The organism is Bradyrhizobium sp. 930_D9_N1_4 (assembly GCF_052076015.1).
In the GTDB taxonomy this organism is placed as follows: Bacteria; Pseudomonadota; Alphaproteobacteria; order Rhizobiales; family Xanthobacteraceae; genus Bradyrhizobium.
In genome coordinates this window covers 3,543,107-3,570,104 of the sequence record NZ_CP197236.1, presented here as the reverse complement: position 1 = coordinate 3,570,104, position 26,998 = coordinate 3,543,107, and the positions used below count along the sequence as shown (strand labels likewise).

At 65.0% G+C, this 26,998-nt stretch carries 29 protein-coding genes; 19 read left to right on the top strand and 10 right to left on the bottom strand.

Translation table 11 applies throughout. The features are described from left to right. Window positions 1-4 precede the first annotated feature (4 nt). Window positions 5-841 carry a helix-turn-helix transcriptional regulator gene (locus AB7532_RS16770; protein ID WP_441235877.1) on the bottom strand — a complete coding sequence of 279 codons (837 nt, stop codon included), beginning with the start codon at window positions 839-841 and terminating at the stop codon, window positions 5-7. Between the two features lie 92 nt (window positions 842-933). Between AB7532_RS16770 and AB7532_RS16765 the strand changes: the two genes are divergently transcribed. Next, window positions 934-1,812, top strand: coding sequence for an SDR family oxidoreductase (locus tag AB7532_RS16765; protein ID WP_441235876.1), 879 nt, complete (start codon window positions 934-936; stop codon window positions 1,810-1,812). Between the two features lie 31 nt (window positions 1,813-1,843). Here AB7532_RS16765 and AB7532_RS16760 read toward each other — a convergent pair whose 3' ends face one another. The 3 genes from AB7532_RS16760 to AB7532_RS16750 form a co-directional block, all read right to left on the bottom strand. Then, on the bottom strand, window positions 1,844-3,178 hold the full coding sequence (locus AB7532_RS16760; RefSeq protein ID WP_441235875.1) for a dicarboxylate/amino acid:cation symporter: 1,335 nt from the start codon (window positions 3,176-3,178) through the stop codon (window positions 1,844-1,846). Between the two features lie 83 nt (window positions 3,179-3,261). Next, window positions 3,262-3,819 carry a biotin transporter BioY gene (locus AB7532_RS16755; RefSeq protein WP_441239296.1) on the bottom strand — a complete coding sequence of 186 codons (558 nt, stop codon included), beginning with the start codon at window positions 3,817-3,819 and terminating at the stop codon, window positions 3,262-3,264. A gap of 88 nt (window positions 3,820-3,907) precedes the next feature. After that, window positions 3,908-5,095, bottom strand: coding sequence for a pyridoxal phosphate-dependent aminotransferase (locus AB7532_RS16750; RefSeq protein ID WP_441235874.1), 1,188 nt, complete (start codon window positions 5,093-5,095; stop codon window positions 3,908-3,910). 209 nt (window positions 5,096-5,304) lie between these two features. Here AB7532_RS16750 and AB7532_RS16745 point away from each other — a divergent pair, with 209 nt between their 5' ends. From AB7532_RS16745 to aat, 10 genes are all read left to right on the top strand, one after another. Continuing rightward, a complete protein-coding gene (locus AB7532_RS16745) occupies window positions 5,305-6,708 on the top strand; it encodes a M48 family metalloprotease (protein WP_441235873.1) in 1,404 nt (467 codons plus the stop codon). 115 nt (window positions 6,709-6,823) lie between these two features. Then, entirely contained in the window at window positions 6,824-7,591 is a 768-nt protein-coding gene (locus AB7532_RS16740; protein WP_441235872.1) for a DsbA family protein, read from the top strand. A gap of 199 nt (window positions 7,592-7,790) precedes the next feature. Then, entirely contained in the window at window positions 7,791-8,603 is an 813-nt protein-coding gene (locus tag AB7532_RS16735; protein WP_441235871.1) for a DUF1236 domain-containing protein, read from the top strand. A 257-nt stretch (window positions 8,604-8,860) separates the two neighbouring features. Next, the gene (aroQ, locus tag AB7532_RS16730; RefSeq protein WP_441235870.1) at window positions 8,861-9,328 is read left to right on the top strand and encodes a type II 3-dehydroquinate dehydratase; all 468 of its coding nucleotides are present in this window, start codon (window positions 8,861-8,863) and stop codon (window positions 9,326-9,328) included. A 37-nt stretch (window positions 9,329-9,365) separates the two neighbouring features. Further along, window positions 9,366-9,857 (top strand): acetyl-CoA carboxylase biotin carboxyl carrier protein, encoded by a 492-nt coding sequence (accB, locus tag AB7532_RS16725; protein ID WP_441235869.1) that lies wholly within the window; start codon window positions 9,366-9,368, stop codon window positions 9,855-9,857. Between the two features lie 59 nt (window positions 9,858-9,916). Then, window positions 9,917-11,275, top strand: coding sequence for an acetyl-CoA carboxylase biotin carboxylase subunit (gene accC / locus AB7532_RS16720; protein WP_441235868.1), 1,359 nt, complete (start codon window positions 9,917-9,919; stop codon window positions 11,273-11,275). Between the two features lie 153 nt (window positions 11,276-11,428). Next, window positions 11,429-12,916 (top strand): sensor histidine kinase, encoded by a 1,488-nt coding sequence (locus AB7532_RS16715; RefSeq protein ID WP_441239295.1) that lies wholly within the window; start codon window positions 11,429-11,431, stop codon window positions 12,914-12,916. After that, window positions 12,913-13,353, top strand: coding sequence for a response regulator (locus tag AB7532_RS16710; protein WP_441235867.1), 441 nt, complete (start codon window positions 12,913-12,915; stop codon window positions 13,351-13,353). Before AB7532_RS16715 ends, AB7532_RS16710 begins: the two co-directional genes overlap by 4 nt. After that, window positions 13,350-14,453 (top strand): sensor histidine kinase, encoded by a 1,104-nt coding sequence (locus tag AB7532_RS16705; protein ID WP_441235866.1) that lies wholly within the window; start codon window positions 13,350-13,352, stop codon window positions 14,451-14,453. Before AB7532_RS16710 ends, AB7532_RS16705 begins: the two co-directional genes overlap by 4 nt. A 65-nt stretch (window positions 14,454-14,518) precedes the next feature. Beyond that, window positions 14,519-15,199, top strand: coding sequence for a leucyl/phenylalanyl-tRNA--protein transferase (aat, locus tag AB7532_RS16700; RefSeq protein WP_441235865.1), 681 nt, complete (start codon window positions 14,519-14,521; stop codon window positions 15,197-15,199). 36 nt (window positions 15,200-15,235) lie between these two features. Here aat and AB7532_RS16695 read toward each other — a convergent pair whose 3' ends face one another. Further along, window positions 15,236-16,255, bottom strand: coding sequence for a DUF2155 domain-containing protein (locus tag AB7532_RS16695; protein WP_441235864.1), 1,020 nt, complete (start codon window positions 16,253-16,255; stop codon window positions 15,236-15,238). A gap of 233 nt (window positions 16,256-16,488) precedes the next feature. Between AB7532_RS16695 and AB7532_RS16690 the strand changes: the two genes are divergently transcribed. Together AB7532_RS16690 and AB7532_RS16685 are read left to right on the top strand one after the other, a co-directional pair. Continuing rightward, complete coding sequence (locus AB7532_RS16690; protein ID WP_441235863.1) at window positions 16,489-17,436, top strand: alpha/beta hydrolase; 948 nt, start codon at window positions 16,489-16,491, stop codon at window positions 17,434-17,436. Window positions 17,437-17,451: 15 nt separating this feature from the next. Further along, complete coding sequence (locus tag AB7532_RS16685) at window positions 17,452-18,456, top strand: Na+-dependent transporter (protein WP_441235862.1); 1,005 nt, start codon at window positions 17,452-17,454, stop codon at window positions 18,454-18,456. A gap of 91 nt (window positions 18,457-18,547) precedes the next feature. On the opposite strand, the gene AB7532_RS16680 is transcribed toward AB7532_RS16685, so the two are convergent. After that, complete coding sequence (locus AB7532_RS16680) at window positions 18,548-20,143, bottom strand: arylsulfatase (RefSeq protein WP_441235861.1); 1,596 nt, start codon at window positions 20,141-20,143, stop codon at window positions 18,548-18,550. A 299-nt stretch (window positions 20,144-20,442) separates the two neighbouring features. Then, window positions 20,443-20,718 carry a 30S ribosomal protein S21 gene (gene rpsU / locus AB7532_RS16675; protein ID WP_441235860.1) on the bottom strand — a complete coding sequence of 92 codons (276 nt, stop codon included), beginning with the start codon at window positions 20,716-20,718 and terminating at the stop codon, window positions 20,443-20,445. A 441-nt stretch (window positions 20,719-21,159) separates the two neighbouring features. On the opposite strand from rpsU, the gene AB7532_RS16670 reads away from it, so the two are divergent. The 3 genes from AB7532_RS16670 to AB7532_RS16660 all read left to right on the top strand — a co-directional run bounded on the left by AB7532_RS16670 (window position 21,160) and on the right by AB7532_RS16660 (window position 21,987). Then, on the top strand, window positions 21,160-21,369 hold the full coding sequence (locus AB7532_RS16670) for a cold-shock protein (protein ID WP_195804097.1): 210 nt from the start codon (window positions 21,160-21,162) through the stop codon (window positions 21,367-21,369). 96 nt (window positions 21,370-21,465) lie between these two features. Further along, complete coding sequence (locus tag AB7532_RS16665) at window positions 21,466-21,708, top strand: transcriptional regulator (RefSeq protein WP_441235859.1); 243 nt, start codon at window positions 21,466-21,468, stop codon at window positions 21,706-21,708. 54 nt (window positions 21,709-21,762) lie between these two features. Next, the gene (locus tag AB7532_RS16660; protein WP_441235858.1) at window positions 21,763-21,987 is read left to right on the top strand and encodes a hypothetical protein; all 225 of its coding nucleotides are present in this window, start codon (window positions 21,763-21,765) and stop codon (window positions 21,985-21,987) included. 42 nt (window positions 21,988-22,029) lie between these two features. On the opposite strand, the gene AB7532_RS16655 is transcribed toward AB7532_RS16660, so the two are convergent. Continuing rightward, complete coding sequence (locus AB7532_RS16655; RefSeq protein WP_441235857.1) at window positions 22,030-22,212, bottom strand: hypothetical protein; 183 nt, start codon at window positions 22,210-22,212, stop codon at window positions 22,030-22,032. 148 nt (window positions 22,213-22,360) lie between these two features. On the opposite strand from AB7532_RS16655, the gene AB7532_RS16650 reads away from it, so the two are divergent. After that, window positions 22,361-22,879, top strand: a complete 519-nt coding sequence (locus AB7532_RS16650) for a hypothetical protein (RefSeq protein ID WP_441235856.1) — start codon at window positions 22,361-22,363, stop codon at window positions 22,877-22,879. Between the two features lie 257 nt (window positions 22,880-23,136). On the opposite strand, the gene AB7532_RS16645 is transcribed toward AB7532_RS16650, so the two are convergent. Continuing rightward, a complete protein-coding gene (locus tag AB7532_RS16645) occupies window positions 23,137-24,078 on the bottom strand; it encodes a GlxA family transcriptional regulator (protein WP_441235855.1) in 942 nt (313 codons plus the stop codon). A 108-nt stretch (window positions 24,079-24,186) separates the two neighbouring features. Here AB7532_RS16645 and AB7532_RS16640 point away from each other — a divergent pair, with 108 nt between their 5' ends. Continuing rightward, window positions 24,187-24,873, top strand: coding sequence for a DJ-1/PfpI family protein (locus tag AB7532_RS16640; protein ID WP_441235854.1), 687 nt, complete (start codon window positions 24,187-24,189; stop codon window positions 24,871-24,873). A 768-nt stretch (window positions 24,874-25,641) separates the two neighbouring features. On the opposite strand, the gene AB7532_RS16635 is transcribed toward AB7532_RS16640, so the two are convergent. Continuing rightward, a complete protein-coding gene (locus tag AB7532_RS16635; protein ID WP_441235853.1) occupies window positions 25,642-26,049 on the bottom strand; it encodes an NADH:ubiquinone oxidoreductase subunit NDUFA12 in 408 nt (135 codons plus the stop codon). Window positions 26,050-26,295: 246 nt separating this feature from the next. Here AB7532_RS16635 and AB7532_RS16630 point away from each other — a divergent pair, with 246 nt between their 5' ends. Further along, the gene (locus AB7532_RS16630) at window positions 26,296-26,964 is read left to right on the top strand and encodes a BA14K family protein (RefSeq protein WP_441235852.1); all 669 of its coding nucleotides are present in this window, start codon (window positions 26,296-26,298) and stop codon (window positions 26,962-26,964) included. The last annotated feature ends 34 nt before the right edge of the window (window positions 26,965-26,998 follow it).

Here is a 26,998-nt window from a genome sequence, read left to right as displayed (position 1 = left end):
TCCGTCAGTCGGTTCGCTCGGCCAGCAATTTTCTGATCCGTTCGGCGTCTTCAGGCGTCGCAGGGTTGTAGACGATCATGCTGAGATCGGAGCGGCCCTCGACATTGAAGCTCGAATATTCGAACGACATGGTGCCGTGGACGGGATGGCGCAGCCGCTTGGTGCCGTCGCCATGATGGCGCACGTCATTGTCGCGCCAGAGTGCCTCGAACTCGGGGCTGGCGCGGCAGAGCTCGTCGACGAAATCGGCGACGTGCGAGACCGCGCCCGCGCGCGCGGCGTCCGCCCGGAATGCTGCCACCACGAAGCGCGCGACGCTGTCCCAGTCATATTGCGCGGCGCGCACGCGCGGATCGCAGAAGATGAAGCGCAGGATGTTGCGCTTGTCCGGCGGGATCGCGCCGTAGTCGGTCAGCACGACGCTTGCGGCCCGATTCCAGGCGACCACGTCCCAAGTCGCGGTCCGCACCAGCGCGGGGCTGAAGGCGAGCGCGTCCAGCACACGCTGCAGCCGCGGCGAGACGCCTTCGGTGGCCTGATAGCGCACCTCGGGCGGACGGCCGAGGCCGATCAGGAACAGATGCTCACGCTCGACATCGGTCAGCATCAGCGCACGCGCGATGCGGTCGAGCACGTCGGCTGACGGCGCGCCGCCGCGGCCCTGCTCCAGCCACGTGTACCAGGTCGGGCTGATATTGGCGCGCTGGGCCACCTCCTCGCGGCGCAGTCCGGGCGTGCGCCTGCGGCTGCCGGCAAGGCCGAACGCAGCGGCGTCGAGCCGGGTCCGGCGATCCTTCAGATAGGTGCCGAGCAGGTTTTCGGCTGAAGCGGTCTCGCTCATCCTGTTAGCTATTATACCCTGATAAAATCACTACTTTACCCGGATAATCCTAGCGCAGATGCTCGTCTCCACCAACCCCAAGGAGATTGCTCATGCGTGTTTTCGTCACCGGCGCCACCGGCTTCGTCGGCTCCGCGGTCGTTGCCGACCTGATCGCCGCCGGCCACCGCGTCACCGGCCTCGCCCGCTCCGACGCCGGCGCCGCAGCGCTTACCGCAATGGGTGCCGAGGTCCATCGCGGTTCGCTGGAGGACCACGCCTCCTTGCGCAGCGGCGCGGCCGCATCCGACGGCGTGCTGCACCTCGGCTTCAACCACGACTTCTCGAAATTCCTGGACAATTGCGAGCTCGACCGCCGCGCCATCCTGGCGCTCGGCGAGGAGCTGAAGGGCTCCGAGCGTCCGCTCATCGTCACGTCAGGCGTCGCCCTGCTCGCGCCCGGTCGCCTCGCGACCGAGGACGATGAGGCTGCGCACCATTTCCCGCGCGTCTCGGAATCGGCCGCGCTGTCGCTCGCCGGCGTGCGCGCCGCCGCGGTTCGGCTTCCGCCGTCTACGCATGGCGAAGGCGATCATGGTTTTGTGCCGCGCCTGATCGCGATCGCGCGCGAGAAAGGTGTAGCCGCCTATATCGGCGACGGCAGCAACCGCTGGCCGGCCGCGCACCGCACCGACGCCGCACGCGTCTACCGGCTCGCACTGGAGCAAGGCGCAACGATGAAGCACTATCACGCGATCGCCGAGGAAGGCGTGCCGTTCAAGGCGATCGCGGAGGTAATCGGCAAAAGGCTCGGCGTGCCCGTGGTCTCGAAATCGCCGGATGAAGCCGAGGCGCATTTCGGCTGGTTCGCGCGATTTGCCGCCGTCGACGTCCCGACCTCGAGCGCGAAGACGCGCGCCCTCCTCGGCTGGGAGCCGAAAGAAAAAGGGCTGATCGAGGACATCGACCAGCCCTGTTATTTCGAGGCCTGACGGCGCACGGCGCCACCAGGCAGCACGCAGATCAGTCCGTCGTGACGGCGGTTTCCATGTCCGTCGGATCGATCTGCCTGGCAAGAGCGGCGTTGAGCTTGTCGCGGTCGAGCTCGCCTTCCCACCAGGCGACGATCACGCAGGCCACGCCGTTGCCGCAGAGATTGGTCAGCGCACGGCACTCGCTCATGAACTTGTCGATGCCGAGCACGATCGCCATGCCCGGCACGAGCCGCGGATCGACCACGGCGAGCGTCGCGGCCAGCGTGATGAAGCCCGCGCCGGTGATGCCGGAGGCCCCCTTCGAGGTCAGCATCGCCACGACCAGGATCGTGAGCTGCTGGCCGAAGGAGAGATCGACGCCGAGCGCCTGCGCGATGAACAGCGTCGCCAGCGTCATGTAGATGTTGGTGCCGTCGAGATTGAACGAGTAGCCCGTGGGCACCACGAGACCGACCACCGACTTCGAGCAGCCGAGCCGCTCCAGCTTTTCCATCAGGGACGGCAGCGCGCTCTCCGAGGACGAGGTGCCGAGCACGATCAGCAACTCGTCCTTGATGTAGGCCAGGAACTTGAAGATCGAGAAGCCGGCCATCCGGGCGATGGTGCCGAGAACGACGAACACGAACAGCGCGGCGGTGACGTAGAAGGTCGCGATCAACCCGAGGAGGTTGCCGAGTGCTGTCGGTCCGTACACGCCGATCGTATAGGCCATCGCACCGAACGCTCCGATCGGCGCTGCGCGCATCACGATCGAGATGACGCCGAACACCGCATGCGCGGCATCGTCGATGAAGCTGCGGATGGTGTGGCCGCGTTCGCCGAGCCCCATGAGCGCAAATCCGAACAGCACGGCGAACAGCAGGACCTGGAGGATCTCGCCTTGCGCGAACGCGCCCACCACGGTGTCGGGAATGATGTGCAGAACGAAGTCGACGCTCTTCTGGGCCTTGGCCTGATCAGCGAACTTGGCGACGGCCTGGGCATTGGCCGCGGCGTTGCCGAAGCCCGCGCCCGGCTTGACGAGATTGCCGACGGCGAGCCCGATCACCAGGGCGAAGGTGGAGACGATCTCGAAATAGATCAGCGCCTTGACACCGATGCGGCCGACCTTCTTTGCATCCTGGATATGGGCGATGCCCGACACCACGGTGCAGAAGATGATCGGCGCGATCACCATCTTGATCAGCTTGATGAAGCCGTCACCGAGCGCCTTGATCCATTCGTTCTTGGCAAGATCTGGCCACAGCCAACCGACGATGGCGCCGAGCACGATGGCGATCAGAACCTGGATGTAGAGAACTTTATACCACGGCTTTGCTGCGGGCGGCGCGACCGGCGCCCCCACCATCGTTGTCGTCGTCATTGTTTCACTCCCCCTCAAACTCAGAGCCAGCCAAGATCAACTTGGCCGGCTCTGTCAATTGGAACTGCTCGTTGTTGCGCGCTTTACCCGCGGCGATCGACGATCCGGCGGGCCGCCGGCATCAGCGTCGCGCCAAGCGCGTTCTTGACCAGCGAGGCCGCGATGAACGGCGCAAGGCCGACCTGCCAGGCCTTGGTCATGCCAAGACCGACACCGAAGGCAAGCCAGCCGAAGCCGGCGGCGAGAATGACGAAATGGCCGATGGCCATGGCCGCAAACAACAGCACCACGCTGCGATCCCAGCCGCGTTCTGCGAGCCAGCCGGTGACGAAGGCGGCGCCGACGAAGCCGAACAGATAGCCCGCGGTCGGGCCAACCAGCGGTGCAATTCCACCGACGGGACCTGCGAACACCGGCAGGCCCATCGCGCCCTCGGCGAGGTAGGCAATCATGGTTGCGCTGCCAAGACGCCAGCCATAGGCGGCGCCGATCATCAGCACGACCAGCGTCTGCAACGTCATGGGCACGTAGGGCAGCGGCAGGTTCACTTTGGCTGATAGCGCCATCAAGGCGGTGCCGAGCGCAACGAGAACGACAGCGCGCAAGGCACCTACGGTTTCACCGGGCCGGGTGGGCCACATCAATGCGGCGAGAGGAGAATGCGTGGCGGTGGCGGGGACGGAACGGTCAGACAAAGTTGCACTCCAGATTTCTGTCGAAAACTGGCGGCTATTTAAGCCAGTGAGCGATCCGGTCAACTGCTTCCCGCATCTCCGCTGCCGAACGCGCATAGGAGAGCCGTATGAACGAGCGGCCGTGGATGGGATCGAAATCGAGGCCGGGCGTCGCCGCAACATGCGCCTGCTCCAGCATCTGCTTGGCGAACTCGAAACTGTCGGACGTGAAGTCCGAGACGTCGGCATAGAGATAGAATGCACCATCGGCCGGCAGGAACTTGCTGAGGCCTGCTTTCGGCAATCCCTCGATCAGAATGCGCCGGTTTTCCTGATAGCCGTGCTTGATCTCCTCCATCTCCGCCGCGCCGTCGAAGGCGGCTTCGGCTGCGATCTGCGACAGCGACGGCACCGAGATCGAGAGGTTCTGCTGCAGCCGTTCGATCGGCCGCACCAGCGCCTCGGGCACGACCATCCAGCCGACGCGCCAGCCTGTCATGCAAAAATATTTCGAGAATGAGTTGATCACGAGTGCGTGCTCGGAGAGCGACGCGGCCGTCACCGCCGGAAACGCGTAGTCGAGCCCGTGGTAGATTTCGTCCGAGATGAAGCGGATGCCGGCATCTTCCGCCGCCGCGATCAGGCCTGCGAGCGCCTCGCGGGACATCATCGTTCCCGTTGGATTGGCGGGGCTGCCGACCAGCACGCCCTTCAGCGGCGCCTTTCGATGCGCCGCAAGCAGCGCTTCGCCGGTCAGCGCATGGCGCGTGTCGTTGGTGGTCTCGATCAGCACCGGCTCGCAACCGAGCGCGGTGAGGATGTGACGGTACGGCGGATAACCCGGCACCGTCACGGCGACGCGGTCGCCGGGCTCGAACATCGACAGGAAGGCCAGGATGAAGCCGCCGGAGGAGCCGGTCGTCACCACGATCCGCTCGGGGCTGACGTCGCAGCCATAGGCGTCGCGATAGTGGCGCGCGATGCGTTCGCGCAAACTGGGGATGCCGAGTGCCGACGTATAGTCGATCCGCCCGGCTTCCAGCGCCGCATGGGCGGTCGCAATCGCGGTCCTGGGGGCGCCGGTGGCGGGCTGGCCGACCTCCATGTGGATGACGTGGCCGCCGGCCGCCTCGATTCGGGCCGCCGCGGCCATCACGTCCATCACCATGAACGGGGGAACATCGCTGCGGCGGGAGGGCTCGAGCCACTGCCCCAACCGGTTCCTCAATGTCGCATCGTTCATCGATTTCTGCTATTCGCTGGCGGACCAAGCCGTCCGGTCCGGGAAACGGGGCTCTTGCGCCCCAGACTGGCCGCATTGTACGGCTCATAAGGGGTACGGATTACAAGGGCATATCGCGTATCCGGTCCGCCGCCAATCGCCAAAAACCAATCACGAAACTGCTTGATCAAGACCGTTTGACCAAGCCCTTTGTTGACCAAGACCGCCTGATGTTGCTCCAGATCGCATTGCGCAAGACGGCCTCAGCCCTCACCGCCCTCGTCACGGCGGCGGCAGTCGCGCTGTTGCCGATGCCGGTCGCGCAGGCGCAGGGCAAGGGCCCGCCGGTCCTGCGCGACACCGAGACCGAGCAGTTGCTGCGCGAATATACCCGCCCGATCCTGCGCGCCGCCGGTCTGGAAAAGCAGAACATCCAGATGGTGATCGTCAACGAGGGCTCGTTCAACGCCTTCGTCGCGGACGGCCGTCGCATCTTCGTCAATTACGGCGCGATCCTCCAGTCGGAGACGCCGAACCAGATCATCGGCGTGCTCGCACACGAGACCGGGCATCTGGCCGGCGGCCATCTGTCCAAACTGCGCGAACAACTCGCCAACGCCCAGACCCAGATGATCATCGCGATGCTGCTCGGCGCCGGCGCGATCGCCGTCGGCAGCACCCGCGGCAGCAACAGCGCCGGCAACAACGGGCTCGCCAATGCCGGCGCTGCCGCCATCGCCGGACCGCAGGAGATGATCCGCCGCACGCTGTTGTCGTATCAGCGCCAGCAGGAGGAGAACGCCGACCGCGCCGGCGTGAAATTCCTGACCGCGACCCAGCAATCGCCGAAAGGCATGTACGAGACCTTCAAGCGCTTCACCAGCGAGAGCCTATTCGCGGCCCGCGGCGCCGATCCCTATCTCCAGTCCCACCCGATGCCCGCCGAGCGCGTCGCCTCCCTTCAGGAGTTCGCCAGCGCCAGTCCTTATTGGGACAAGAAGGACGATCCCGCGCTCCAGCTCCGCCACGACATGGTGCGCGCCAAGATTTCCGCGTTCATGGAGCGGCAGGAGACGGTCTACCGCCGCTATCCCCAGACCAACGACAGCCTGCCGGCGCGCTATGCCCGCGCCATCAGCACCTATCTGCACGGCGATCTGCGCAGCGCGCTCGCCCAGATCGACGCGCTGATCCAGGTCCAGCCCAACAACCCGTATTTTTACGAGGTGCGTGGCCAGGCCCTGCTCGAGGGCGGCAAGCCGGCCGAGGCGATCCCTGCCCTGCGCAAGGCTGTCGCACTCTCGAACAACGCGCCCCTCATCGAGATGTTACTTGGGCAGGCTATGGTTGGATCCGATAATAAGGCCTACACGGACGATGCCGTTCGGATTCTCCGGGCCGCGGTGGCGCGGGAACCGGAGGCCGCGCTCGGTTACATGCAGCTCGCGATGGCCTATGGCCGGAAGGGCGACTATGCCGAGGCGGATCTGGCTTCGGCGCAGGCCGCTTATCTGCGCGGCGACAACAAGACCGCCCGCGAGCTTGCGACGCGCGCGAAAACACGTTTCGCCGTCGGCACGCCCGGATGGGTCAAGGCCGACGACATCGTGGCGGCCAAGCCGTCGCGTAACTAGATCGACCAGGCAACGAACGCGACAAGAGGACGCCTGATACCACGACGTCACGACACCGAGATTTGAGTCCGCCGGGACGTTTTCCGAAACCTGCTTTGGATAAGAGGATTTGCCTATGCCTTCGCTGCGCCTGCTTGCTCCCGCGCTGATCGCGCTCGCCATGTTCGGCGCAACCGTGCCCGCGTCGGCCGACAGCTTCTCCGATGCCCAGCGCACCGACATCGAGGCGATCGTCAAGAACTACCTCATCAGCCATCCCGAGGTGCTCGAGGAGGCGATGGCCGAGCTCACCAAGCGCCAGGCCGCCGCCGAAACGCAGAAGCACGAGGCCAGCATCGCGCAGAATTCCGATGCGATCTTCAACTCGCCGCGCCAGGTCGTGCTCGGCAACAAGGACGGCGACGTCACCTTCGTCGAGTTCTTCGACTACAATTGCGGCTACTGCAAACGCGCGATGGACGACATGCTCACCCTGATGAAGGGCGATCCGAAGCTGAAGGTCGTGCTGAAGGAGTTTCCGGTGCTGAGCCAGGGTTCGGTCGAAGCCGCCCAGGTCGCAGTTGCCGTGCGCATGCAGGATCCCACCGGCAAGAAGTATCTCGACTTCCACCAGAAGCTGCTCGGCGGCCGCGGCGCCGCCGACAAGGCGCGCGCGCTTGCCGCGGCCAAGGAAGCCGGCCTGGACACCGCCAGGATCGAGAAGGACATCGGCAGCCCCGAGGTGCGCGCCACCATCGAAGAGAACTTCAAGCTTGCGGAGGCCATGGGCATGAATGGCACGCCGAGCTACGTGATCGGCAAGCAGATCGTGATCGGCGCCGTCGGCGTCGAGGGCCTCAAGGAAAAGATCGGCGTTGCCCGTTGCGGCAAAGCGACTTGCTGATCGCGCAACCCACATCTCACGCATGCTTCGAAGGCCGGCTGAAAAGCCGGCCTTTTTCGTTGGCCGAAATCAGGCGCGCGCATTCATCTGGCGTTCAACAAACAAATCCCCCGGAACCTCCAATGTTCCGGAACTCCTGACATCTCCTCTCGTTGTCGGCGCGGGCAATGACGCAAATAAACACCTGAGGAGAGATTCAATGTCTAACCGCTTTATGATCTCGGTCGCCGCGGTCGCACTCATCGCCGGCACCGGTCTTGCAAACGCACAGGGTACGGGCCGCGACGGCGGCGGCAGCGCCGGTGGCGCGCAGATGCAGAACTCGCAGCCCTCCGGCGGCGCCGCTGAGCGCGGCGGCTCGATGGGCCGCGAATCGGCAGCGCCCGAGAAGGGCACGATGGGCCAGGCTGGCGGTGCCGCCGACAAGTCGTCCGGCGCGATGGAAAAATCCGGCGCTGCGGAAAAATCCGGCGGAATGGACAAGTCCGGCGCGATGAACAAGAACGCTGCTGACGACAAGGCGGGCGCGAAGGGCACCCAGGACAAGTCCGCTCAAGACAAGTCCGCTCAGGACAAGTCGAAGAGCATGAGCTCGGATTCAACCGCCAAGCCTGACTCCACCAAGTCCGGCGCGAAGGACATGAAGGCCGAGGACAACAAGGCCGGCGATGCCGCAAAGAGCAACAATGCCGAAAACCGTCCCGGCAGCACCGACACCAAGTCCCAGACCACGACCGGCAACGCCTCTGCGACCGCTTCCGCACCGCCTGCCGAGAAGCGGACCGAGATCTCGACGGCGATCAAGTCGACCAAGATCCAGGAGACCACGAACGTCAACTTCAATATCTCGGTCGGCACCTCGATCCCGGCGTCCGTCCACTTCCACCCGCTGCCGCCCCGGATCGTCGAGATCTACCCGCAGTGGCGCGGTTATGAAGTGATCTTCGTCCGCGGCCAGTACGTCATCGTGCGTCCGCAGACGCGCGAGATCGTCTACATCATCGAAGGCTAAGCCGCCTCGCTGAAGCCCGAATGAGCCCTTGCCGAGAGATCGGCAGGGGCTTTTCGCCTGTTGAGGGGGTCTCTCCTACCCATCCCGTCCGGCAGCCACGATTAGACCTGGTTAACAAGCAATTTCCGTAGCTTCCGCACAGGTTTTTGCATCCCGGATGAGGGACCTGAGGCCCCTTGGGAAGTCCTTCAAGGCTTCCCCTCACGCGCTTTGTTACCTATAACCCCGCCACGCCGAAACACCTGCCCGGGATAGGAATGGCCGAACCAGCAACCGACACGATCCTCGTTCTCAACGGGCCGAACCTCAACATGTTGGGGACGCGCGAGCCCGAGAAGTACGGCCACGCCACGCTGGCCGACGTCGAGACCCTGTGCCGGGAGACGGCGGCGAGCTTCGGCCTCAAGGCCGACTGCCGACAGTCCAACCGCGAAGGCGAGCTGATCGACTTCATCCACGAGGCGCATGGGCGCAAGATGAAGGGCATCATCATCAATGCCGGCGGCTATTCGCACACCTCGATCGCGCTCCACGACGCGCTGCTCGCGGCGCAGATCCCGACGGTCGAAGTGCACGTGACCAACATCCACGCCCGCGAGAATTTTCGTCACCACTCCTACACCGCACGCGCGGCCTTCGCCTCGCTCTGCGGTTTCGGCATCGAGGGCTACCGCCTCGCCATCCAGGGCCTTGCCGCCAAGCTCGGCATCAAGCCCAAAGCCTGACGCTCCCTCTTCACACAGAACATTCGGATCAAAGAACATGGCGCGCCAGCCAGACGACAAAGCAGCCGCAAAGTTTTCCAGCGAGGATTCCGCGCTCGTCCGCGAGCTCGCTCTGCTGCTCGATGAGACCAGCCTGACCGAGATCGAGATCGAACGCGCCGGCCTGCGCCTGCGGGTCGCCCGCAACATCAGCGTCGCCGCGACCATGCCGGTGGCGATGGCGCATGCGGCCCACGCGCCGGTCGCCATTGCCGCCGCCGCACCTGCGGCGGCCGCTCCGGACCTGTCGAAGCATCCGGGTGCGGTGACCTCGCCGATGGTCGGCACCGCCTATTGGTCGCCGGAGCCCGGCGCCAAGCCGTTCATCGAGGTCGGAGCCAAGGTCTCGGTCGGCCAGACGCTGCTGATCATCGAAGCCATGAAGACCATGAACCAGATCCCCTCGCCGCGCGCCGGCACTGTGACACAGATCCTGATCGAAGACGGCCAGCCGGTCGAGTTCGGGGAGCCGCTTGTCATCATTGAGTAACGGTTGAGGCGGCCAGCCCGCCCTCCCCGATTTTCGCGCGCCAGTCCCCAAAGGACACCATGTTCGACAAGATCCTCATAGCCAATCGCGGCGAGATCGCCCTTCGCATCCTGCGCGCCTGCAAGGAGCTGGGGATCGCGACCGTCGCCGTGCACTCCACCGCCGACGCCGACGCCATGCATGTGCGCCTGTCGGACGAGAGCGTCTGCATCGGGCCGCCGCCGTCCAAGGACAGCTATCTCAACGTGCCCGCGCTGCTCGCGGCCTGCGAGATCACCGGCGCGGATGCCGTGCATCCCGGCTACGGATTCCTGTCCGAGAATGCGCGCTTCGCGGAAATCCTCGGTGAGCACAATCTGCATTTCATCGGCCCCAAGGCCGAGCACATCCGCCTGATGGGCGACAAGATCGAGGCCAAGAAGACCGCGAAGCGGCTCGGCATCCCCGTGGTGCCCGGCTCCGACGGCGGGGTCGGCCCCGAGGACGACGCGATGGCGATCGCGAAGCAGATCGGCTTCCCCGTGCTGGTGAAGGCGGCAGCCGGCGGCGGTGGCCGCGGCATGAAGGTCGCGCAGAGCGAGGCTGACCTCCAGATCGCGCTGTCGACGGCCGCCAACGAAGCCAAGTCGGCCTTTGGCGACGCGTCCGTTTATCTCGAAAAATACCTCCAGAAGCCGCGCCACATCGAGATTCAGATTCTCGGCGACGGCCGCGGCGGCGCGATTCATCTCGGCGAGCGCGACTGCTCGCTGCAACGCCGCCACCAGAAGGTCTGGGAGGAAGGTCCCTCGCCCGTCCTCGCTGCCGCTGCGCGCGCCAAAATCGGCGAGACCTGTGCGAAAGCGATGCGCGAGATGAAATATCTCGGCGTCGGCACCATCGAATTCCTGTTCGAGGACGGCGAGTTCTACTTCATCGAGATGAACACCCGCATCCAGGTCGAGCACCCCGTCACCGAGAGCATCACCGACATCGACCTCGTGCTGGAGCAGATCCGGATCGCCGCCGGCGGCGAACTGCCGGCGAAGCAGAGCGAGGTGCAGATCATCGGCCACGCCATCGAGTGCCGGATCAACGCGGAGAACCCGCAGACCTTCCGGCCCTCACCCGGCCGCATCACGCAGTACCATCCGCCCGGCGGCCTCGGCGTCCGCATCGATTCCGCAGTGTATCAGGGCTACACGATCCCGCCTTATTACGACTCACTGGTCGGCAAGCTGATCGTGCACGGCAAGACCCGCGCCGAGTGCCTGATGCGCTTGCGCCGCGCGCTGGACGAAATGGTGGTCGAGGGCATCGAGACGACGCTGCCGCTGTTCCGCGACCTCGTACGCCAGGACGACATCATCAACGGCGACTACCACATCCACTGGCTGGAACAGTATCTCGCTGGTAAGACGGAACCGGCGGGGAAATAATTCGCCTGCCCCGTGGAACCCCTTGGCCCCTATCGCGTTCTGGACGGTTGGGGACTTGTTCCAAGGGGCTATTTTGCACTTCACTCAGCGTAACTCCACTCCGCGTGCCAAAGGTGAGCCATCGTGACCGCTGACGCACAGCGCCGGCGCGCGATGTTGCAGACCCTGCTGCTCTCGGCGGGCTTTCTGGTTCTGGTCGCGATCAGCGCGGCCTCGGTCCTGCTGGTTAATAAATCCCGCGAGGACAATTCCTGGGTCGTGCACTCGGTCGAGGCCGAGAACCAGATCTCAACCGTCCTGCTCGAGATCCGCCGCGCGGAAAGCGCGACCCGGGCCTATCTGCTGTCCGCCGCCCCGCAATTCCTGACCGAATACCAGGCCGCCGCCAGCGGTATCCTGCCGGCCCTGGATCATCTGGAAAAACTGACCCGGGACAATCCGGCACAGGTCGCCAACGCCGCCAGGCTGCGCAAGGCGGTCGAGCAGCGCCTGTCGGAATTTGCCCGTGGCGTCGACCGCGTGACGAACAACGATGTCGCGACCGCCGTGACCGCGCTGCGCAACGGCACCTCGACGGGAGCGGTCGAGACCATCGGCCAGGTGGGCCGCGACATGCGGACCGAAGAGGATCGTCTGTTCAGGGAGCGGACCGAGACCGCAGACCGGACCCAGAAGCTCGCCTCCTCCGTGACCATTGCGGGCTCGGGGATGGTCCTGGCGCTGGCCTTCGGCTCGGTCCTGCTGGTTCGCCAGTCCTCGCGGGCCCGGGACCTGGCCGAAAACCGGCTGCGCGACGCCAACCTCAACCTCGAGGCCACGGTCGACGAGCGCACGGCAGACCTGCGCGAAGCCAACGACGAGATCCAGCGCTTTGCCTATATCGTCAGCCACGATCTGCGTTCGCCATTGGTGAACATCATGGGCTTTACCAGCGAGCTCGAGGAACTCAGCGGCGACATGTTTCGCCGTATCGGCAGCCTGACCCACGAAGCCGCAGGCGGACCGCCGCCGGCGGCCGGCGAGATCGCGCTCGAAGGTCCCGACCAGCAGCTGTCGGCGGATTTTTCCGAAGCCCTCGGCTTCATCAAATCCTCGATTGCCAAGATGGATCGCCTGATCTCGGCGATCCTCAACCTCACCCGCGAAGGCCGGCGCGAATTCGTGCCGGTGAAGATCGACACCCGCGAGTTCGTCGAGACCATCGTGTCGACGCTGGCGCATCAGGCCGCCGAAGCGCAGGCCGAAATCCACGTCGAACCGCTGCCGGATATCGTCAGCGACCGCCTTGCGCTGGAGCAGATCTTCTCCAATCTGATCGATAACGCGGTTAAGTATCTCAAAACCGGTGTTCCGGGCGAAATCAAAATCCGCGGGCGCACCAAGCTCGGATACGCTATCTTCGAGATCAGCGATAACGGCCGTGGTATCGACGCTCGGGATCACCAGCGGATTTTCGACCTGTTCCGCCGCGCGGGAACCCAGGACAAGCAGGGTCAGGGCATAGGTCTTGCGCATGTGCGTGCACTTGTGCGCCGCCTCGGAGGCACGATGTCGGTATCATCGGAACTGAACGCGGGCAGCACCTTCACCGTCACGCTGCCCATCACCTGGAACGCCAGTAACCGGAATTCGGACAAATGACTTTGCCTGTCAGCATTATCATGATCGAGGACGACGAGGGACATGCGCGGCTGATCGAGCGCAACATCCGCCGTTCCGGCGTCAACAACGAAATCATTTCCTTCACCAACGGCACGGATGCGATGAAGCACCTGTTCGGGGCCGACGGCTCCGGCCTTGCGCAGAAGGGCAACGCGCTGCTGATCCTGCTCGATCTCAACCTGCCCGACATGACCGGGATCGATATCCTGAAGCAGATCAAGGAAAACAAATATCTGAAGGCCTCGCCGGTGGTGGTGCTGACGACCACCGACGACAGCCAGGAAATCAAGCGCTGCTACGAGCTCGGCTGCAACGTCTACATCACCAAGCCCGTCAACTACGAGAATTTCGCCAACGCCATCCGGCAGCTCGGCCTGTTCTTCTCGGTCATCCAGGTCCCGCCTGCCGCCTCATGAACCAGCACACGCCAACACTGCTCTACATCGACGATGACGCAGGCCTCGCACGCCTGGTCGATCGCGGCCTGACGCGGCGCGGCTACAGGGTCGTTCATGCCGCGAGCGGCGAGGAAGGCCTGGAGCGCATCCGTCGTGCGAAGACCGACGGCGGCATCGACGTCGTGGCGCTTGACCAGTACATGCCCGGCCTCGACGGGCTGGAGACGCTCGAGCAGATCATGGCGATCCCGGGCGCGCCGCCCGTGGTGTTCGTCACCGCGTCGCAGGATTCCAGCATCGCCGTCACCGCGCTGAAAGCAGGCGCGGCCGATTATCTCGTCAAGGACGTCAAGGGCGACTTCATCCCGCTGCTCCACGTCGCCGCCGACGGCGCGCTGCGGCAGGCCGCATTGCAGAAGGCGCGCGAGGAGGCCGAGGCCGAGATCCACGCCTCGCGCGACCGCTATGCGGCGCTTGCCGCCGAGCGTGAGCTGTTGCTGCGCGAGGTCAATCACCGCGTCGGCAACTCGCTCCAGATCATCGCCTCGCTGCTGCATCTCCAGGCGAGCTCCGCCAGCGAGGAAGAGGTCAAGGCGGCGCTGACCAATGCAATGGGCCGCGTCGCCGCGGTCGCGCAGGTGCACCGCCGCCTCTACACCTCGCAGGACCTCAAGAGCGTGGTGCTGAACCAGTATCTGGACTCGCTGCTCGAGGATCTCCGCCGCTCGGCCGAAGGCAACCGGATGTCGCGCCTGACGGTGAAGGCGGAAGCCATCGAGATCGATCCCGACCGCGCCGTCGCCGTCGGCATCATCGTCAACGAGCTGGTGATGAACGCGGTGAAGTACGCCTACCCCGATGGCGCAGGTCCCATCCATGTCGAGCTGACCTCGAAAGGCGACGATCTCCTGCTGGCGATCAGCGACGATGGTGTCGGCGACAAGGTCAAGGCGGATCCGCGCTCCACCGGCATGGGCCAGCGCATCGTCGCGGCGATGGCGACCAAGCTGGACGCCACCGTCGAGCGCGATCCCACCCATTCCGGAACGCGGATCATGCTGAGGTTCCGCCGCGTCCCTGCCGCGCCCGGCAACGCCAACAGCGCTGCCGCGGGCTGACCCGCGATTGCACGGGGCCTTCTCCCCATCGCACGCGCATCGTGATCCTGCTATTGTTGCGAACCATGACTTCGCGCGACTCCGCTTCGTCTGAAATCACGCCGGCCGTACTGCTGCGCGCCTATGCCTGCGGCATCTTTCCGATGGCCGAGAGTGCCGACGACCCGACCCTGTTCTGGGTCGAGCCGGAACTGCGCGGCGTCATCCCGCTCGAAGGTTTTCGCGTGACCTCGCGCCTCGCGCGCACCGTGCGTTCGGACGCCCTTCGCATTACCGTCAACACCGCGTTCAAGGCGACCATCGCCGGCTGCGCCGCGCCGCAGGAAGGGCGCGAGGACACCTGGATCAACAAGCGCATCCGCGACCTCTATGGCGGCCTCCACGAGCTCGGCCATTGCCACAGCGTCGAGGCCTGGCAGGGCGACGATCTCGTCGGCGGCCTCTACGGCGTGAGCCTGGGACGCGCCTTCTTCGGCGAGAGCATGTTTCACACCGCGCGCGACGCCTCGAAGGTCGCGCTGGTGCATCTGGTCGCGCGCCTGATCCATGGCGGCTTCGAGCTGCTCGATACGCAATATGTCACCGAGCATCTGAAGAGCTTCGGCGCGGTCGAGATTTCGCGGCGGCGCTACACCGCGCTGCTCGACAAGGCGCTGGCCGGCGACCCCGGCGATTTCCTGAGGCTGTCACCCGGCAACGCGATCCCGGGCGCACGCGCGCTCGAGATCATCGGCTCGAAGCAATAAGCAGATCTATTGCCGGCCGAACCCGGGGGATTTGGTCTAACGCCCAAACCCCGGAATCCCGAACAGACCCGGCTGCTGCTGTGGCGGCGGCGGAGGTGGCGGCGCCGGTTGCTGCTGCTGGATCGGCGGCAGAGGCTGCGGCGGGCGCTGCTGCACCTGTTTTGGCGCGGCCTTCTTCTGCGCGGCCGGCGGCGGCGCGGCCGGCTTGCTCGCGGGATCCGGTGCGGCGGTCGCAATGGTCTGCTGCGGCTCTTTGCAGTCGGTCAGCCAGATATCGTAGATCGGATGCTCGACGCCGTGCAGGCCGGGGCTTGCCGCATACATCCAGCCCGAGAAGATGCGCTTCACCTCGCCCTGCAAGGTGATCTCGTCGACCTCGACGAAGGCGTCGGTGTTGGTGGCTTCCGTCGCCGGCCGCGTGTAGCAGGCGTTGGTCTTGACCCTGAGCGCACCGAACTGGACGGTCTCGCCGATCTCCTCGTCGAAATTGATGATGCGCCCGGTGATCTTGTCGAGACCCGAGAAGGTCGCCTTCTTGTTCACGATCTTCTGGGCCGGCGGCTCGGTGACGACCTCGTCGCCCGGCTGGAGGCTCGCCGGCGTCTGCGGGACGGGGCCGCCCTTCTGCTGCGGCTGGCGCTGACCGGGCGCGCCCGGCTGATTGGGCGGGACGGCCGCCACCGGCGGCGGCTGGTTCGGCGGCGCGGCAGGCGAGCCCGGCGGGGGCGCCAAGGGCTGGCTCTCGACCGGTCCCGGCATCACGTTACCCTGCCGGCCTTGCGGCGGCGGCATCGGGCGCGACGGCAGCACGCGACCCTGCGGCGGCAGCGCGGGCACTTCCTCGTCGTCGTCGTCGGGCATCTGCGGCTGCGGCTGGCCGCGCGGGATAGCCCCCGGCGGCCGCGGCGGCGGATCGGAGAAGATCGTGCCGATCTGCGCCTGCGCGGGCGTCGCGACCGTCAGCGCGGTAGCGGCCAGCAGCACCGCAAGGCCTGTCAGGGAAAAGGTTTTGAACATCTCGCGCGGCTTCAACAGCGAATCGGGCTTGTTGGACATTCTACAGGGGATACCGCCGCTCGCAGGCCATCCGGTTAACACGCCGAATACGGCGGGGAAAGGGCGGCATTCCTGCCCTGCCCGGCGCCAGCGTGACAGGCCGGCGTCCGAATGGGATAGTTGGAGGCTTTCCCCGGGCCGAAGCGGGCATCGCCCTCGAAAATACCTTCCAACGATAACCAGAACCCCAAGAACCAGAACTCCAAGAACCAGAACCCCAAGGGTCCCGCCCCATGCCCGTCGTGCTCGATCCCGATGCCGCCGCCGTCTACAAGGCCTTCCAGGAGGCTGGCCGCCCCGCTTACGAGAGCCTGACCGCGCCGGAGGCCCGCGCCTATTACGCACAGGCGCGCTTTGCGACCAACCCCGAGCCGCCGGAACTGGCGCGCGTCGCGCCGCTCACGATCCCGGCGCCGCACGGGACGATCCCCGCCCGCATTTACGTTCCGAAGCAGCCGCGCCTCCGGAACGGGCTGTCGCCTGCTCTGGTGTTCTTCCATGGCGGCGGCTGGGTGATCGGCGACCTCGACTCCCACGATGTCGCCTGCCGCCAGCTTGCCGACGCCGGAGCCCTGATCGTGATCTCGGTCGACTACCGCCTCGCGCCCGAGCACAAGTTTCCCGCCGCCATCGACGACGCGATTGCCGCGACCAAATGGATTGCCGCAAACGCAAGCGAGCTCGGCATCGACGCCTCGCGTCTCTGCATCGGCGGCGACAGCGCCGGCGGCAATCTCACCGCTGTGGTCGCGCTCGCGGCGCGCGACGGCAACGGTCCAAAAATCGCTGGCCAGGTGCTGATCTATCCCGCGACCGATTTCGCCATGACGCACGGCTCGCACAGTGAGCCCGAGACCAGCGTGCTGCTGACGCATACGGTGATCCGCTGGTTTCGCGACCATTATCTCAATGCCGCCGCCGACATCCACGACTGGCGCGCCTCGCCCGCGCGCGCGACACATCTCGCCGGCCTGCCGCCGGCCTACGTGCTGACTGCCGGCGCCGATCCGCTGCGCGACGAAGGCGACGAATATGCCGCGCGCCTGAAGCAGGCCGGCGTGCCCGTGGCGTACAAGCACTATCCCGGCCAATTCCACGGCTTCTTCACGATGGGCAAATTGCTCCAGCAGGCCAACGTCGCCGTGCGCGAGATCGGCGCGTGGCTGAAGGAATTGGGCTGACGCGCATCCTCCCGCATGGCTCCCGCTCTCCAAAACCTCTTCGCCCTCCCCCTGCGCGCACTGACCTGGCTCGGCAGCCAGGGCACGCGTGCGGTGGCCGCCGTGGTGTTCATCGCGGCCGCGGTGCCGCCGCTCGGCCTGCTGCTGCGGCCCTACGTCACCGAGGCGATCTTCGGGTTGCTCTGCATCTCCTTCATGCGGGTCGATCTGGCCGCGCTCTACAGCCATCTGCGCCGCCCGGCACTGGTCGCGACCGCCACGGCCTGGACCACGATCGGCGTGCCGTTGATCGTCGGGCTGATTGTCCACGCAACCGGGCTCACGGCGCACTCACCCGGGCTGTCACTCGCCTTGATGCTCCAGAGCATGGCCTCGCCGATGATGGCCTCGCCGGCCCTCGCCGCGCTGATGGGCCTCGATGCCACGCTGGTGCTGGTCACGCTGGTGACCTCGACCGCGCTGGTGCCCTTTACGGCGTCCCTGTTCGCAAGCCTCTTCCTCGACGGCATGCTCAGCGTCGCGCCGGCCACGCTCGGCCTGAAGCTGCTCGGCATCCTCGCCGCATCACTGCTGGCGGCGACGGTCATCCGATGGGTCTTCGGCGCCGCTGCGATCCAGCGTCACAAGCAACCGATCGACGGCTTCAACATCGTCATCCTGCTGATCTTCGCAGCCGCGATCATGGGCGACGTCGTGAGCGACCTGCTGGCGCAGCCGGTGTTCACCATCAGCCTCGCGGCGCTCTCTTTCGCGATCTATTTCACGCTGCTCGCGATCACCACGCTGCTGTTCCGCCGCATCGGCTACGAGCGCGCGCTGGCGCTCGGGCTGATGGTGTCGCAGCGTAATCTCGGCCTGATGCTGGCCGCGACCGCCGGCGCGCTGCCGGCGACCACCTGGCTCTATTTCGCCATGACGCAGTTTCCGATCCACCTCGCGCCGTACATGCTGACGCCAATCGCGCGGCGCTTCACCGCGCGCGCGCAGACATCGACCGCAGCCGCGAACAGCACGAGCTAGTCGCGCACGCGCAAGGACCTCAAGGCGAAATACGCGATTACGGGCCGACGATGGCGCGCGATCGTCGGCCCGTAGAGAATGAGGCGACCGGTTACTTCGGCTCTTTCAGCTTCTCCATGACTTCGTCCAGGTTGAAGCTCGCAGCTTTCTGCCGCTGCGGGTAGTCCTTGAACGTTGCCAGGAATTGGCCGACATAGTCCTGCGCCGGCACGAACAGATACACGTGATCGAACAACCAGTCGTAGTACGTGTTCGAGGTGACGTCCGCCCGCTCATAGGGATCGGTGCGGAGGTTGAATATCTTTGGAACGCGCAGGGTGGTGAAGGGATTGGCCCAAAGCAGAAACTGCCCATTGGCGCGCTGCTCCATGAACACGACCTTCCAATTGTCATAGCGCAATGCAACCAATTGCTGGTCGTCGTTGACATAGAGGAACGACTGTCGCGGACTCTTCGCAACCTGCCCGGTCAGGTACGGGACGAGATTGTATCCATCGAGATGTACCTTGTAGGTCATGTCACCAATCTTGTGACCGGCGCTCAGCTTTTCCGTCACCTGGGGTTCGCCGGCGACGCCCAGAATGGTCGGAAGCATGTCGTGGTGCGCGGTGATCTCGTTCGACACCTGGCCCGCCTTGATCTTGCCGGGCCATCGTAGGATCGCAGGCACCCGGTAAGCGCCTTCCCAGTTCGTGTTCTTTTCGCTGCGGAACGGCGTCATTCCGGCATCCGGCCAGGTATTCATGTGCGGGCCGTTGTCGGTCCCATACATGACGAAGGTGTCCTGGGCGATGCCGAGATCGTCCAGCGCCTTGAGAACCGTCCCCACGTTCTTGTCGTGATCCATCATCGCGTCGTGATAAGGGCTCTGCCAACGGCCAGCCTGGCCGAGGCTTTCAGGCTTCGTGTGCGTACGCGTGTGCATGTGGGTGAAGTTTACCCAGACGAAGAACGGCTTGTTCGCACTTTTCTGCCGCTTGATGAAATCCGTGGCGCGATCCGCGATATCGTCGTCGACGGTCTCCATCCGCTTCTTGGTCAACGGGCCGGTGTCTTTGCACACCTGCTTGCCGACCTTGCCGAAGCGCGGGTCGATGGTCGCATCGTCCATGTCCGAGGCTTTGCAATCCAGAACGCCCCGTGGCCCATATTTGGCCTTGAAGGCTGGATCCTTCGGATAGTCGGGCAACTCCGGCTCCTCCTCGGCATTCAGGTGGTAGAGATTGCCGTAGAATTCGTCGAAGCCGTGCACTGTCGGCAGGAATTCGTTGCGGTCGCCGAGGTGGTTCTTGCCGAACTGGCCGGTGACGTAGCCGAGCGGCTTGAGCAACTCGGCTACGGTCGGATCTTCCTTCTGAAGCCCAAGCGTGGCGCCAGGCAGCCCGACCTTGGTCATCCCGGTCCGCAAGCCGGACTGGCCCGTGAGGAACGAGCACCGTCCGGCGGTACAACTTTGTTCCGCGTAGTAGTCCGTGAACATCACGCCTTCGTTTGCGAGGCGGTCGATATTGGGCGTTTGATAGCCCATCATCCCACGTGAATAAGCGCTGACATTCGACTGTCCGATATCATCGCCCCAGATGATCACGATGTTGGGTCTTTGCTGCTGTTGCGCGACCACCGGTGCGGAGGTCATGGCCGCAACGGATATGGTCGTAAGCAGGAACAGCGCCTTGGTGATCTTCATGATGAGAGCCTCGCTGCTACAATGACAGACGTGCTGACATGTCGAATGACAACTCGATCATGTCCGAGGCCCAGACAGAATGCAGCCGCACACTTCAGGGTTGATGTAGATCAAGGGATACACATGCAGGCGACGGCGCGCGGACGCGTCCGCGACAATCGCGGGCGGCGCGATCCGGGGCGAGCCTGCCAACGCAAGCTTCGTCGGATTCACTGCGCCGGTCTGCAGCTGCTGAAAATCATCGCGGCCTGAAACACGGCCTGGTCCCGGTCCGCACTTCGACCGCGACGTCCTGCCGGTCAGCCCGCGGGCCGAGCGGCCTGCGGCAAGCCCGGCTTGCGTTCCGGAAGCTTCTTCTTCGGGGGCGCCGGCAGCAAGCCTTCCCTGATCGCCTGCTTGCGAGCGAGCTTGCGGGCCCGGCGAATGGCTTCGGACTTTTCACGCGCCTTCTTCTCCGAAGGCTTTTCATAGGCGCGACGCTGCTTCATCTCGCGGAACACGCCTTCGCGCTGCATCTTCTTCTTGAGGACGCGAAGCGCCTGATCGACATTGTTGTCGCGAACAAGAACCTGCAATTGAAACTCCTCGCTGGGCTGCGAAATGCGGCGGTCCTGCACGCTGCCAGTTGCGCAGGAGACTCGTTGCATGAGGGAAAATGAGGGAACCGGATCTTTGTTTACCGGCTTCGAACGAGCAAGCTCGGCTCGTCACGGCAATGCGGTTCAGTGGAGGCGACGTGACCACCGCCGCCCGGCCAAGTCAATCGATAAAGGCCCTCGCCGGCGCCTGCATCGCATCTGGAACTGCGCGCGGAGCCGTGCGCCAAAATCGTCGCGCCCAAAACAAATGGCCGCCTTCCTTGTAAAACAACGAGGATTGTGTATATTGACTTTATTCGATTAGCCGCTGTGCCTTGTTGAACGCGCCCGCGGGCTCCTTTTCCAAAGACATCGACGAAGTTGAAATCAGCGCGTGATTTCTCGCGCGGTATGCGCTTGCGCGCTTTGGAGAAGACAATGACGACAGGTACCGTGAAGTGGTTCAATGGCCAAAAGGGCTTTGGATTCATCCAGCCGAACGATGGCAGCAGCGATGTGTTCGTTCACATCAGTGCGGTCGAGCGCGCCGGTCTTTCCGGTCTGGCCGAGGGCCAGAAGGTCAATTACGAGCTCAAGACCGACAAGATGCGCGGTAAAGTCAGCGCAGAGAACCTCTCGCTGGCCTGATCTCGTAGCGCCGTTTCACGGATGTACTGGAACGGCTATGCTGCCCGCTCGATCCAAGGATTGAGCGGGTTTTGTCTGTTGCGAACGGGGTGAAGGATGAGCGCCAGGAAATCGGCAGTACCGTCAGCTGAAGCGATCGCGCGCGCCGATCGTCAGCGCCTGGCTGCCGAAGAAGGCGTACGGGCGATCGCGGATGTCGAGCGGCAGGCGGTCGAGGTCCGCAAGAACATGGCGCGGCTGCGCGAGTTGCGTAAGGCCAAGGAAGTCGCGGACGCGGCTCTCGCAGCAACCCTGCCGCCGCCTGCACCAAAGAAGCGAACACGAAAGGCGCCGCAATAGCGAGTGCCAACGACCGACGTTGTATCCGTCGAGGACCGAGTCACAACCCGGAAAGTGTCGATCGTGCCCAGAGCGAAATCAGACGGCGGCGGAACGATCACCTTCACGCTCGCACTCGGCGCCGCGCGACAGATCTGCCGGCTTACGACGACGTTTGCGACCGACAAGCAGGCCTTCAGCTATCTTCACAGATATCGGACGGAGTTCGAGCGGATCGCGCGGGCGCGCCTTGCCTCGGGAGAGCTCGAAGACGGAATCGTCATGCTCTCGATGCTGTAGAATCCGGCCCCGGAAATACGAGGCGGGCCGAAGATAACGGGCCTACTCCGAGGACTCCTTCGCATCGGCTTCTCGTGCCAGACGCTCTGCTTTCAAGCGCTCGCGATTGTCCTGGATGGATTTCTCCGCTTTCGCATAGTCGGTCATTGGCTTGACGTTGCTGACGGACTTGAAGGCATTGTTGGCTTCCCGCATGCGGCGGGCATTTGCGTCGGTCTTGATCATATGACCTCCGGGGGCTGTGCATCTTCCCGCTGCGCGACACGGCCGCGGGAAGGCTTTGAAATTTTCGTCGCCAGGCCGACGAGCAGCCCGACAGTAGCGCTCCGGCCCGGCTTCACCTGTTCAATTCCTTGCGAACTGCCGCGACAGAATGATCCCCGGCAGGGGCTTTGCTAACGTGCGCCCGATAGGCGGAAATGGCTCTGTTGGCGAGCATGAGCGTCCGTCGCTCGCCCGCAAGCACCTGCTGCTCTATGCAATCCAGTATGATGTTCGCGGACTCCGCCGCCTCTCTCAACTCGCCGGACTTCTCCAGAAAGCTCCAGGCGATGTCGAAGGATTCCTCAAGCGCGCTGACGCGTATCATGCTCGACAACGCCGCCGCATGATGCGCGTTCCTCGCCCGCACGGCACGGGCTCGCAAACCAGCGGCCGACCGCACGCCAATCGTCACATCGGACAGGTTTCGTTATCCGTCGAGACGCCCCACCCGGGTTCAGGATGGCGGCTGCAATCCGGGCGACGTCAGCCATTTGCTGACCTCGCCGGCAACGTCGATCTGTCGCGCTTTTTGCAGAAGCTCCGTGCGGCGCACACCCACGGGCATTTCTTTCGCCTGTTGGCGCAAATGGATCGCCTCTTGCGCCAGGCGATATTCGAACGTCTCTGATGGTTCGGGGGGTCGTCGAGCCGTCATGTTCATGCTCCGCTGCAGTGTTGAGCGGGAGCGCTACGCGCGTTCACACCACCGATAGATGCTGGGGGCCGCTCGGTGGCAGTGCCACAGTGCGCCTTAATCCGCCCGGTAGCGAGGGGTTTATTGCGGTTCCTGGCGGGAACCATCGCGGCTGACACTCGCTCATGCGTTCGATGAAGCCGCGCAGATCTCGCCCTTCCACGAGCGCGCGCCGGTTTGACGCATACCCCCTAGCCGGCACGCGCCGCACGCCGCAGCGCCTGCGGCGGCTGGCCGAAGGCGCGGATGAAGGCGCGCCGCATGCGCTCGGGATCACCGAAGCCGGTCGCCTCTGCGACGAGCTCGATCGCCTCGCGCGAGGACTGCACGCGCTCGCGCGCGACCTCGATGCGCAGCCGCTCGATGGCTTTCGACGGCGTCGTGCCGGTCTCGGCGGCAAAGGCGCGGGCAAAGTGCCGTGCGCTCATGCCGGCGCGATCGGCGAGATCTTCGACCGTCAATCGGGCGTCGAGATTTTCACGTGCCCAGGACAGCAGCGCGCCGAACCGGCCGTTCGGCGTCTTCAGTTCCAGCAGCGAGGAAAACTGCGACTGGCCGCCGCTGCGGCGATGATAGAGCACGAGCTGCCGCGCCGCCTGTTGCGCGATCTCCTCGCCATGGTCCTCGGTCACCATCGCGAGCGCGAGGTCGATGCCGGCGGTGATGCCCGCCGACGTCCAGACGTTGCCGTCATGCGTGAAGATCTGGTCCGGCTCGAACTTCACCTTGGGATAGCGCGCGACGAAATCGCGCGTCCGGCCCCAATGCGTGGTGGCGCGGCGGCCGTCGAGCAGGCCCGCCTCGGCCAGCACATAGGCGCCCGAGCAGACGCTGGCGATCCTGACGCCGCGCCGCGCCAGCCGCTGCACGAAGGCGCGCGTGACCTCGCAGCGCGCGGCGTCCGTCACGCCGGCGCCGCCCGCGATGACCAGCGTGGTGATCGCATTCGCCGACTTGAAATCGCGCGCTATCATTTCCACGCCGGACGAGCTGCGCACGGGCCCCGCGTTGAGCGCGAGCACGCGGATTCCGGTCGTGGTCTTGCCCGCGCAGCGCGCCGCGACCTCGAACACCGAGATCGGGCCGGCCGCATCGAGCAATTGGAAATCAGGGAAGATCAGGATGCCGATCATGGTCATGTCCGAAAGTGAGGGAAATACGCCATTTTGGACGGAAGGGCATCATGACAGGCTGCCTTCGTCAAGCTTATCTTTGCAAGCTCATCTTCGGAGGACCTGCTCATGTCGTCACCGCTCCAGATCGGTCTGTTGGTGTTTCCGCGCGTCACCCAGCTCGACTTCACCGGCCCCTTGCAGGTGTTCGCCATGCTTCCCGGCGCAAAGCTGCACCTGATCTGGAAGCGGATCGAGCCGGTGCCGAGCGATTCCGTGATGACGCTGACGCCGACCACGACATTCGCCGACTGCCCGCAGCTCGACGTGCTTTGCGTGCCCGGCGGCGGCGGCACCAACGATCTGCTCAACGACGAGGAAGTGCTGGATTTCCTGCGCAAGCAGGCGGACGGCGCGAAGTACGTCACCTCCGTTTGCACGGGTTCGCTGGCGCTCGGCGCTGCCGGCCTTCTCAAAGGCTATCGCGCCGCGACCCATTGGAGCGCGATGGAGATGCTCAGCCAGTTCGGTGCGACGCCGACCAGGACGCGCGTCTGCGTCGACCGCAACCGCATCACCGGCGGCGGCGTCACCGCAGGGATCGATTTCGCGCTGACGCTGGTGTCGATCATGGTCGATCGCACGACGGCGGAGGCGATCCAGCTCCAGATGGAATACAACCCGGCCCCGCCGTTCAATTCAGGCTCGCCCGACACCGCGCCGGCCGAGGTGCTGGCGCTGCTCAGGGAGCGCGGCGCGCAAAATCAGGCGCGGCGGCTGGAGGCGGTGAAGCGCGCGGCAGAGAGGATGGCGTAGCTCGCGTCCCGGACGCGGTGCAGCGTGCAACGCTGGGCCGCGCCGGAGCGCGAGATCGGCGTTTGACGCGAGCTACATCAACACCGTCATTGCGAGCGCAGCGAAGCAATCCAGAATCTTTCCGCGGTGGCAGTCTGGATTGCTTCGCTGCGCTCGCAATGACGGAATGTGGAGGGGCAGACCCCACTCCCGTGTCCCGGACGCGCTGCAGCGTGCAACGCTGCTGCGCTGAGCCGGAACCCAGGAGGCCGCATGGATCGCTGCAGCATGGACCCCGGCTCTGCAGCGCATCGCTGAAGAAGCGCTGCGCAGCGTCCGGGGCACGAGACATTCAGCATCACACAAAAGAAAAAGGCCGCCCGGTTTCCCGAGCGGCCTTTCCTGTCTTACGGCGGCTGCACATTTCATCGGGCGATTTCGGAGCTTCCAGACCGGGGGCCTATCTCCCGATCGAGTCCTGGTCGGCGGCCGCTGCATCTCGGGACAGTCGCGAACTGTTGCCCGAACCGAACGCGATGGTCTCCCATCTCCGTAAGATGGGACCATTGAGCCGCATCGCTCACGCGAAGGCAACGCCCGCGCAGGAATCATCCCCGCTGTTCCCGTTGTCCACAGCAGCATGAGGCGGATGCGGGTGCATCAACACACTCCGACCTCAGCCTGAGGGCCCGCGAAGCGGGCGTCTCGAAGGATGCGCGGTTGAAGCCGGGCTTTCATGGTTCGAGACGCGCGTTCCGCGCTCCTCACCATGAGGGTCTCGCAGCAGGCCTAGCCAGGCGTCCAGGGCTGATAGTCGCCCGTCGCCTTCGGACGCTTGCCGCTGGCGAGCGTCGAGCCGGAGGGGCGATAGGCGTTGGCCGTACCTGTGAGATTCGGCTGGTGCGGCTTTTCCCACTCGCGCGGCCGGTAGTTGTCCTCGGTCGGCGGCACGTCGACGGTGTGATGCATCCACCCGTGCCAGGACGGCGGGATGCGGCTCGCTTCAGCATAGCCGTTATAGATGACCCAGCGCCGCTCGAAACCCAGCGTCGGATCGATCGCCCCGCCGCGGGTGCGATAATAGAGGTTGCCCTGCTCGTCCTGGCCGACCAGCTCGCCGTAGCGCTTGGTCCAGAGCTGGGTGCCAAACGTCTGGCCACTCCACCAGGTGAAGAACTTGAGGAAGAATTGTTTCATGCGGCAAGGGCCCTGCTTCGTGAGGCCCTGATGCCATCCGGGCGGCGAAATGTCCAGTTCGGCGGGTGCGGCCGTGCCCCACGCAAATGTGCCCTCACCTCGCGAACGCCGCCGCAAATCGGGCGCGATCCGTTCATGCCGGGTACAGCGGCTGCGTGGAAATCTCACCGCACGCGCGCACAGCCGCGTGAACCCAGGAACTGCATGCCTTTCAAAGGGTTTGCTTCCGGGAAAAGGAGTTTGATCATGAAAAGTCTGAGAGTTTTAGGCGCCGTTGCAGCCGTGGCGCTGGTTCTTCCGTTGACAACCCCGAGCTTTGCGCAGGGCCCTGGCGGCCGCGGCGGCGGTGGGCATGGCGGCGGCGGTGGCGGCGGTGCCCATATCGGCGGCGGCGGCGGTGGCCCGCGCATGGGTGGCGGCGGATTCGGCGGCGGCGCACGGATGGGCGGTGGCGGCGGCAACTTCGCGGCCGGCGCGGCGGTGCGTCCGGGCGGCGGAGCCGCCTTCAACGGCGGCGGTGGCCGCAACTTCGCAGCCGGCCCAGCAATGCGTCCGGGTGGCGGAGCGGCATTTGGCGGCGGCGGTGGCCGCGACTTCGCAGCCGCGGGTAACAACTGGCGTGGCGGCGGCGGTCACTGGCACGGCGGCGGTCGCCGTCACGGTGGCGGCTTCTGGCCGGGCGTCGCGGCGGGCGCCGCGATCGGCGGCCTCGGCTCGTACGCCTATTACGGTGGCGGATATTACAACGACCCGTACTACTATGGCGACGACAGCTATTATGACGAGCCTTCGGTCGCGGTCGTGCAAGACGGCGGCGGCGACTCGTCGGGCTATTGCGCGCAGCGCTTCAAGTCATACGACCCGGCCTCGGGTACGTATCTCGGCTATGACGGCCAGCGTCATCCCTGTCCGTAAGCCGATCGGCAAGGTTTGAAGAAGGAGGCGTCGC

What these genes read in the sequence shown, in the direction of transcription:
- AB7532_RS16770 (WP_441235877.1), bottom strand. Translation starts at nt 841, where the DNA reads ATGAGCGAGACCGCTTCAGCCGAAAACCTGCTCGGCACCTATCTGAAG.
- AB7532_RS16765 (WP_441235876.1), top strand. Translation starts at nt 934, where the DNA reads ATGCGTGTTTTCGTCACCGGCGCCACCGGCTTCGTCGGCTCCGCGGTC.
- AB7532_RS16760 (WP_441235875.1), bottom strand. Translation starts at nt 3,178, where the DNA reads ATGACGACGACAACGATGGTGGGGGCGCCGGTCGCGCCGCCCGCAGCA.
- AB7532_RS16755 (WP_441239296.1), bottom strand. Translation starts at nt 3,819, where the DNA reads ATGTGGCCCACCCGGCCCGGTGAAACCGTAGGTGCCTTGCGCGCTGTC.
- AB7532_RS16750 (WP_441235874.1), bottom strand. Translation starts at nt 5,095, where the DNA reads ATGAACGATGCGACATTGAGGAACCGGTTGGGGCAGTGGCTCGAGCCC.
- AB7532_RS16745 (WP_441235873.1), top strand. Translation starts at nt 5,305, where the DNA reads ATGTTGCTCCAGATCGCATTGCGCAAGACGGCCTCAGCCCTCACCGCC.
- AB7532_RS16740 (WP_441235872.1), top strand. Translation starts at nt 6,824, where the DNA reads ATGCCTTCGCTGCGCCTGCTTGCTCCCGCGCTGATCGCGCTCGCCATG.
- AB7532_RS16735 (WP_441235871.1), top strand. Translation starts at nt 7,791, where the DNA reads ATGTCTAACCGCTTTATGATCTCGGTCGCCGCGGTCGCACTCATCGCC.
- aroQ (WP_441235870.1), top strand. Translation starts at nt 8,861, where the DNA reads ATGGCCGAACCAGCAACCGACACGATCCTCGTTCTCAACGGGCCGAAC.
- accB (WP_441235869.1), top strand. Translation starts at nt 9,366, where the DNA reads ATGGCGCGCCAGCCAGACGACAAAGCAGCCGCAAAGTTTTCCAGCGAG.
- accC (WP_441235868.1), top strand. Translation starts at nt 9,917, where the DNA reads ATGTTCGACAAGATCCTCATAGCCAATCGCGGCGAGATCGCCCTTCGC.
- AB7532_RS16715 (WP_441239295.1), top strand. Translation starts at nt 11,429, where the DNA reads ATGTTGCAGACCCTGCTGCTCTCGGCGGGCTTTCTGGTTCTGGTCGCG.
- AB7532_RS16710 (WP_441235867.1), top strand. Translation starts at nt 12,913, where the DNA reads ATGACTTTGCCTGTCAGCATTATCATGATCGAGGACGACGAGGGACAT.
- AB7532_RS16705 (WP_441235866.1), top strand. Translation starts at nt 13,350, where the DNA reads ATGAACCAGCACACGCCAACACTGCTCTACATCGACGATGACGCAGGC.
- aat (WP_441235865.1), top strand. Translation starts at nt 14,519, where the DNA reads ATGACTTCGCGCGACTCCGCTTCGTCTGAAATCACGCCGGCCGTACTG.
- AB7532_RS16695 (WP_441235864.1), bottom strand. Translation starts at nt 16,255, where the DNA reads ATGTCCAACAAGCCCGATTCGCTGTTGAAGCCGCGCGAGATGTTCAAA.
- AB7532_RS16690 (WP_441235863.1), top strand. Translation starts at nt 16,489, where the DNA reads ATGCCCGTCGTGCTCGATCCCGATGCCGCCGCCGTCTACAAGGCCTTC.
- AB7532_RS16685 (WP_441235862.1), top strand. Translation starts at nt 17,452, where the DNA reads ATGGCTCCCGCTCTCCAAAACCTCTTCGCCCTCCCCCTGCGCGCACTG.
- AB7532_RS16680 (WP_441235861.1), bottom strand. Translation starts at nt 20,143, where the DNA reads ATGAAGATCACCAAGGCGCTGTTCCTGCTTACGACCATATCCGTTGCG.
- AB7532_RS16670 (WP_195804097.1), top strand. Translation starts at nt 21,160, where the DNA reads ATGACGACAGGTACCGTGAAGTGGTTCAATGGCCAAAAGGGCTTTGGA.
- AB7532_RS16665 (WP_441235859.1), top strand. Translation starts at nt 21,466, where the DNA reads ATGAGCGCCAGGAAATCGGCAGTACCGTCAGCTGAAGCGATCGCGCGC.
- AB7532_RS16655 (WP_441235857.1), bottom strand. Translation starts at nt 22,212, where the DNA reads ATGATCAAGACCGACGCAAATGCCCGCCGCATGCGGGAAGCCAACAAT.
- AB7532_RS16650 (WP_441235856.1), top strand. Translation starts at nt 22,361, where the DNA reads ATGATCCCCGGCAGGGGCTTTGCTAACGTGCGCCCGATAGGCGGAAAT.
- AB7532_RS16645 (WP_441235855.1), bottom strand. Translation starts at nt 24,078, where the DNA reads ATGATCGGCATCCTGATCTTCCCTGATTTCCAATTGCTCGATGCGGCC.
- AB7532_RS16640 (WP_441235854.1), top strand. Translation starts at nt 24,187, where the DNA reads ATGTCGTCACCGCTCCAGATCGGTCTGTTGGTGTTTCCGCGCGTCACC.
- AB7532_RS16635 (WP_441235853.1), bottom strand. Translation starts at nt 26,049, where the DNA reads ATGAAACAATTCTTCCTCAAGTTCTTCACCTGGTGGAGTGGCCAGACG.
- AB7532_RS16630 (WP_441235852.1), top strand. Translation starts at nt 26,296, where the DNA reads ATGAAAAGTCTGAGAGTTTTAGGCGCCGTTGCAGCCGTGGCGCTGGTT.